The organism is Streptomyces sp. NPDC049577, assembly GCF_040675635.1.
Taxonomy (GTDB): Bacteria; Actinomycetota; Actinomycetes; order Streptomycetales; family Streptomycetaceae; genus Streptomyces.
Window position 1 is genome coordinate 1 of the sequence record NZ_JBFAPH010000377.1, and the last position, 5,791, is coordinate 5,791.

The following is a 5,791-nucleotide window of genomic DNA, read 5'->3' on the forward strand; positions in this document are numbered from 1 at the left end:
CAGTTGTACGGGCGGCACGCGCGGAACGGGGCGCTCGGGCCGGGCGCGTACGTCGCTCACGAGCGCCCGGCACCCGTGGGAGGCGTATCAGGCGGCGGCCGCGGCGCGGCCGGCGGCGTACACCGCGGCCTGGGCGGCGACTCGCCGGCCGAGGTGTACGGCGGTGGCTATGTCGGCCTTGTGGACGCCATCCGGGCCCCGGTCGACGTCGGTCTGAGCGCCAGCGCCCAGGTAGAAGCCGAGGCGGTTGAGGTCGTTCTCGGAGGCGGTGGTGGAGTGCCAGCCGGACGGCAGGCCGAGGTTGATCCAGTGCATGCCGTGCTGGGCGGCCAGCACGGAGAAGAACTGCAGGGTGTTCAGCTTGTCGCCGCTTTTTGCACCGGAGTTGGTGAAGCCCGCCGCCAGCTTGTCCTGCCAGGCGCGGGTCGCCCAGCGCTTCGAGGTGGCCTCGGCGAAGACGTGGAAGGCGCCGGACGCCGTGCCCATGTAGGTCGGCGAGCCGAAGACGATCGCGTCGGCGGCGTCGAGCAACTCCCACTGCGCCTCGGTGATCTCGTCGACCTTGACCAGGTGGACGGTCGCCCTGGTGTCGGCGGCGCCCTCGCGCACCGCCTCGGCCAGCACCGCGGTGTGGCCGAAGCCCGAGTGATAGGCGATGGCGACGACCGGCGGGGTGGCAGCGGCGGAAGAAGCGGCCGGGGCGTGCGTGGTCATGATGGCAGGGCTCCTTTGAATCGTGCCGCGTGGCGCGGCGCGAGGCGGTCGATTTCATGACGGTGGGGGGCTTCGCCGGCCCGTATCACCGTCGGTGTCAGCGTCGAGGTCAGCCGTTGACGCGGTAGCGGCTGGTGATCGCGAGGCGGTTGAACGCGCTCATCAGGATGGCCAGCCAGGAGACGGCCGAGATCTGGTCCTCGGTGAGCACGGCCGCGGCGGCGCTGTAGTCCTCGTCACTGACGTGTCCGTCCGACACGCGGGTGACCGCCTCGGTCAGGCGGAGGGCGGCGCGCTCGGTCTCGGAGAAGTAGCCGGTCTCCTCCCACCCGGGCAGTACGGCGATCCGGTCGGGGTTCTCGCCCTTCTTGAGGGCGTCGCGGGTGTGCATGCGCAGGCAGAACGCGCAGCCGTTGATCTGGGAGGCGCGGATCTTCAGCAGCTCGGTCAGGAGCGGGTCGAGGCCCGCCGCGGCCGTGGCCTCTTCCACCTCCTGGGACAGGGCGATGAGGGCCTTGTAGGAGGCCGGGTGCTGCTTGCCGATGTTGACGCGCTGGGGGTCGTGCATCGTCCTTCGATTCGTCGCTCGTTTGCGTTCTCACCAGGGAGACGAGGCAGCCCCTGCGGGCGTGACAGCTCAGACGCGCGCGAGTTTGTCGGGATTGACGACCCTGCGGTACGCGGTGATCAGACCGTCGGTGATCTGGACGGTGTCCACGGAGTGGACCCGGCCTTCGCGGTAGAGCACCAGGGCGAGCTCGCCGCCGACCTCAGCGAAGTCGATGCGCTCCGCACGCCACCGGCGTCCCACACGCACCATGACCTCGGCGACGCGCTCACCGCCATGGATGAGCTTGCGCGCCGCGGAAACCTTGCCGCCACCGTCGGTGACGAAGACGGCGTCCGGGTGCAGGAGCCTGACCAGGCCGGCCAGGTCCCCAGCCTCGTACGCGGCGCGGAAAACAGCGAGGACGCGTTCGCGCTCCGCCTTCGACGCCTGCGGCACGGACTGCTTCGCCTTGGCGACCCGTCGCCGCGCCCGCGAGGCGTGCTGCCGGGCGCCCGGCACCGAGACGTCCAGCACTTCGGCGATCCTGGCGAACTCGAGACCGAAGACATCGTGCAGGACGAAAGCCACCCGCTCCGGCGGGCTCAGCTCTTCCATGATCAGCAGCATCGCCGAGCCGACGGACTCGTCGACGAGTACCGGCTGCGACGCGTCCGGCCCCGTCAGCAGCGGCTCCGGCAGCCACGGCCCGACATAGCTCTCCCGACGGACACGGGCACTCTTGAGGATGTCGTAGGACCGCCGCGCGGCCACCGTCACCAGCCAAGCCCCCAGGTCACCGACGTCCTCCAGATCCGCTCCGGCCGCCCGCAACCACACGTCCTGGGTCACGTCCTCGGCATCGGCCACGCTCCCCAGCAGCCGGTAGGCCACACCGAAAACCGCAGGCCGGTGCCGCTCCCAACCGGCCCCGAGCGGATCCTCCCGCTCAGACCGTCCGTGCCCGTGCCCGTCACCCATACCGATCGCGACCTCCTCCAACGTGCGGACCAGCGTAGCTATCCGACCTCGCGACCTTGGAAGACAGCTCCGCAGAAGCGAGCGAGTCCGCTCAGACCGACGACGAAGGACGGCGGTATCCCATAGGGGGGAAGGGCGGACGTGTGAAACACCCCCTGATGGTGGAGTCGGCGACAGCAGTGGGAGGGAGCCGGGCCCGACCACCAACGGGGCGGGCCGGCCCGGGGCTGAGCGGCCTGGCCGCAGGTTACCTGCCGCGGGCGGCGAGCAGCTGGGCGCGGGTGTAGGTGGAGGGCTGGTCCTTGGGAGCGGTGCGGACCAGGTGGAACAGACCGGCGGGCGGTTCGGGGTGGCTGTGGTCGGCGGCGGGGGCGGTGATGTCGTCGAGGAGCGCGTTCAGGAGCTGGGCGAGGGTGTGGGGGCCGCCGCCGCTGTAGCCGTAGCCGAGTCCGACGCCGGGGCGGTGGGGTGCGAGCCACAGGCCGGCCGCGCGGCCGGATGCGGGGTCGGCGGCGATGCGGATCCACACGTTGCCGTCGCTGAAGTGCGCCTGCTCGAGTTGGCCGGTGGTGGGCAGGCGCTGGGGCACGAGGGTGCGGCCCGGCCGACGACCACTGCGGCGTACACCTTCCCTACGTGCTCGCCGTACCGGGTGGCCAGGGCGCGGGCCACCGAGGAGGGCTGACCCTTGGCGTCCCGCAGCCAGTACGCGAGCCCTTTTCCGGACTGAGAAATGATCTTGTGGCTGAGGCCAGCGTGGCTGAACCGTAGGCTGCGCGCCATGGCGCGATTTGATGAGGTCATGGCGACGTTCTGGGGTGAGGGCGATTACGGCGTCCAGCAGCCGCTGACGGACGAGATGGTGCGAGAAGCCGAGCGTGTGCTCGGTGTGACGCTGCCTTGGACCCTGCTTGATCTTCTGCGGGTTCAGAACGGTGGTCTCGTGGCGGCTGATCACGACGCGTTCCCCACCAGCCGACCGACCTCGTGGAGTGAAGACCACGTTCCCTTCGACGACCTGATGGGGATCGGGCGTCGCGATGGGATGACCTCGTTGCTCGACACTCCGTACTTGGTTGAGGAGTGGGGTCTGCCGGCACCCCTTGTGCTGCTCTCCGGCGATGGGCACTGCTGGATTGGGCTCGACTACCGCACCTGCGGGCGGGATGGCGAGCCCTCGGTCACATGGTTCGAGACCGGCCTCGACACGGAGCTCGTCCTGGCTGGTGATTTCCGCTCGTTCGTCGAGGGCCTCACTGCGGGCAGCACCTATGGTGACGACTCTCCTGGGGACCCCGTACCAACTTGTTGACCATGGCGTCTTCCAGGTCAAGGAAGCGATCACGAGACGGCCGTCTTCAGCACGCGGGGGAGGTGGACGTGGAGGTGCTCGACTTCGACGTCACGGCCGTGTTCGCGCCGCGACCACGCCGATGTCGAGGGGGGAGATGGGCGAGGAACTGCATCGCCCCACCGCACTCGCGGCGCATCGGCCAGACGAATTCACCCGGGACCAGCGGGACTCCGCCGGTGCGCGGCGTGGGCGCGTCGGCAGTGGTCTCGCCGCCGTAGATCAGAAGCATGGCCAAAGCCTAAGGTCAGCCTCTCGGGCCAGGGATCGGGGTCAGGTTCACCGCGGACCAACTGGCAGCCCCCAGCATGGAAACCTGGTTCACCCTGTGCACCGCCCTCACCAAAGCCCCCCACGCCGGTGAAGACTTCACCCACACTCTGTCCTGGCTCGTGCCCGAACCATCCGACCACCAGCGCGTCCAGAGTCTGATCGCCCTCCGCAACGATCTCGCCCACGGCAGAGAACCCTCACAGCCCACCCAGGAAGACCATCTACACGCCCTGCTCGGCTCTGGTGGCTGAACATGCAGTACTACAACGGCAACTTGTACGGCTGCTCCGGCGACGCCTACTCCGCCGGGACGGTCGAGGGGATCACCGCGCAGACCGACTGCCTGAACCGAGGGCTGGTCATCCAGGGGACGACGATCCGCGTTCCCTACGACAAACAGGTCCCGGGGCTGCCCGCGCAGCCGGGCGCCGGGGGCGGCTACATGCCACCCGGCCTGGTCGCGCGGGCCTGGCACGCCGGCGCCGGCGGACTGAAGGGACTGGTGACCTGGTCGATCAACTGGGACGGTTCGAGAGGGTGGGCCTTCGGGGACAACGCCGCGAAGCTGCAGGGCCGGTGAGCCCTCACCGACGTCGGTCCCCCGCAGCTCCGCCCGGCTCCCGCAGAGTCGAACCCCGTATCTCGCGGGACAGGTCGATCAGTTCGCCGGCGAAGAGGGTGACGGCGCGATCCCGGAACTCCTCGGGCGTCAGCCTGACGGGGACGTCCTCCCCGACCTTGCCGACGATGACGCCCGCCGGTGATTCCGCCTTGGCCTCGTCCTCCTCGTCGGTGCTGTCGAGGGAGCGCGCGAGCGCGCCGGCGACCGCGGACCGGGCCGACTTGGCCACGCTCAGGTCGTCCAGGGCCAAGCCGATATAGGCGCCGATCAGTGTCCCGGACTCGTCGACGACGCGGATCCCCTTCGGGATGCCGTTGCCTCCCCGCACGGTGAGCGTGGCGATACCGGATTCCGCATCGGTGAGCGAGAGCACCGCCCGGGTCGGCCCCTGATCGGCGGATCGGTCCTCCGGCTCCTTCCCGGCGAGGCGTTCCGCCTCCAAGTGGCCCGCGGCGGCGCCCTCGGCCTTCCTCAGGTCGGCTTCCGCGCCGTCGTCCCCGCGGTCTTCCGGGGCCCGATTCCTCAGTGCCACGGCGGTCCCTCCCCGCTCGCTACCCGGCATGCCAAGTCTTCGCCTACCCGGGGGCGGGGGCGGCAATGCGGGGCGTGCCTGCCCGGCTTGCGAGGAGGCGGGTGGGCGTGTGACGCGGGCGGGTGCTCCTCCCCCATGCGGCGCGCGCCCCCTTCACGGGTGAAGCTGGGCACAGCCCTTGGCACGGGGCACCGCTTACTCGATCCTTGGCACGACGAGTGAACCATCGAGGAGCAGACGGACATGAGAAACGCCTTGCGTACCCTGCTCGTTCCGGTGGCCGCCGTGGCCATGGCCGCACTGCTGGTCTCCGCAGTTCACGCGGCCGACGGGTACGACCGTTGCCCTGCCGGCTACTACTGCATGTTCTCGGGCCTCGACGGCACCGGCGACATGATCAAACTGCGGGGGAACGCGCCGGACCTCGCGGCGCTCGGCATGAACGACCGAGGGCGATCGGACTGGAACCGGACCTCTTCGACCATCCATCTGTGGTCCGGTGCCCAGTACACCGGCTGCACGGCCGTCACGTCCGCGGGGCCGACCGGCAAGGGCAACTTCTTTCCCGATTACCGGGACTTCTTCAGCTCCGTGCAGTTCGACGGTCCGGGCGGCGCGAGCTGTGGCACACCGCCCGGCGAGGGCCGCTGACCGCGCCGGGGCGCGTGTCTGCAGGGGGTCTGTGTGCCGAAGGAGTGGCTTCCGCAGCACGAGTACGTCGCCGGTCTGCCAAAGGCGGCCGTCTTCGGGTGTCTGTTCTTCACCGACGCC

9 protein-coding genes and 1 pseudogene are annotated in these 5,791 nt (G+C 69.9%); 4 read left to right on the forward strand and 6 right to left on the reverse strand.

Annotation, left to right across the window (positions count from 1 at the left end; all coding sequences use genetic code 11):
• Positions 1-87: 87 nt before the first annotated feature.
• The 4 genes from AB0K09_RS28780 to AB0K09_RS28795 all read right to left on the reverse strand — a co-directional run bounded on the left by AB0K09_RS28780 (position 88) and on the right by AB0K09_RS28795 (position 2,831).
• On the reverse strand, positions 88-714 hold the full coding sequence (locus AB0K09_RS28780) for a flavodoxin family protein (protein WP_366068340.1): 627 nt from the start codon (positions 712-714) through the stop codon (positions 88-90).
• A gap of 109 nt (positions 715-823) precedes the next feature.
• Positions 824-1,282: a carboxymuconolactone decarboxylase family protein gene (locus tag AB0K09_RS28785; RefSeq protein ID WP_366068341.1), complete on the reverse strand. Its 459-nt coding sequence runs from the start codon at positions 1,280-1,282 to the stop codon at positions 824-826.
• A 69-nt stretch (positions 1,283-1,351) separates the two neighbouring features.
• Positions 1,352-2,242, reverse strand: coding sequence for an RNA polymerase sigma factor SigJ (gene sigJ, locus AB0K09_RS28790; RefSeq protein ID WP_366068342.1), 891 nt, complete (start codon positions 2,240-2,242; stop codon positions 1,352-1,354).
• Positions 2,243-2,489: 247 nt separating this feature from the next.
• Complete coding sequence (locus AB0K09_RS28795; RefSeq protein WP_366068343.1) at positions 2,490-2,831, reverse strand: hypothetical protein; 342 nt, start codon at positions 2,829-2,831, stop codon at positions 2,490-2,492.
• Positions 2,832-3,023: 192 nt separating this feature from the next.
• Between AB0K09_RS28795 and AB0K09_RS28800 the strand changes: the two genes are divergently transcribed.
• On the forward strand, positions 3,024-3,554 hold the full coding sequence (locus AB0K09_RS28800; protein WP_366068344.1) for an SMI1/KNR4 family protein: 531 nt from the start codon (positions 3,024-3,026) through the stop codon (positions 3,552-3,554).
• Positions 3,555-3,600: 46 nt separating this feature from the next.
• Here the strand turns inward: AB0K09_RS28800 and AB0K09_RS28805 are convergent, their stop codons facing one another.
• Positions 3,601-3,825, reverse strand: coding sequence for a hypothetical protein (locus AB0K09_RS28805; RefSeq protein ID WP_366068345.1), 225 nt, complete (start codon positions 3,823-3,825; stop codon positions 3,601-3,603).
• A 160-nt stretch (positions 3,826-3,985) separates the two neighbouring features.
• Between AB0K09_RS28805 and AB0K09_RS28810 the strand changes: the two genes are divergently transcribed.
• Entirely contained in the window at positions 3,986-4,117 is a 132-nt protein-coding gene (locus AB0K09_RS28810; protein ID WP_366068346.1) for a hypothetical protein, read from the forward strand.
• Positions 4,102-4,446, forward strand: a pseudogene (locus AB0K09_RS28815) (chitinase); the annotation flags it as partial. The gene AB0K09_RS28810 and the pseudogene AB0K09_RS28815, both read left to right, overlap by 16 nt.
• Before the next feature lie 4 nt (positions 4,447-4,450).
• Here the strand turns inward: AB0K09_RS28815 and AB0K09_RS28820 are convergent.
• A complete protein-coding gene (locus AB0K09_RS28820; RefSeq protein ID WP_366068347.1) occupies positions 4,451-5,020 on the reverse strand; it encodes a hypothetical protein in 570 nt (189 codons plus the stop codon).
• A gap of 243 nt (positions 5,021-5,263) precedes the next feature.
• On the opposite strand from AB0K09_RS28820, the gene AB0K09_RS28825 reads away from it, so the two are divergent.
• A complete protein-coding gene (locus AB0K09_RS28825) occupies positions 5,264-5,671 on the forward strand; it encodes a peptidase inhibitor family I36 protein (RefSeq protein ID WP_366068348.1) in 408 nt (135 codons plus the stop codon).
• The last annotated feature ends 120 nt before the right edge of the window (positions 5,672-5,791 follow it).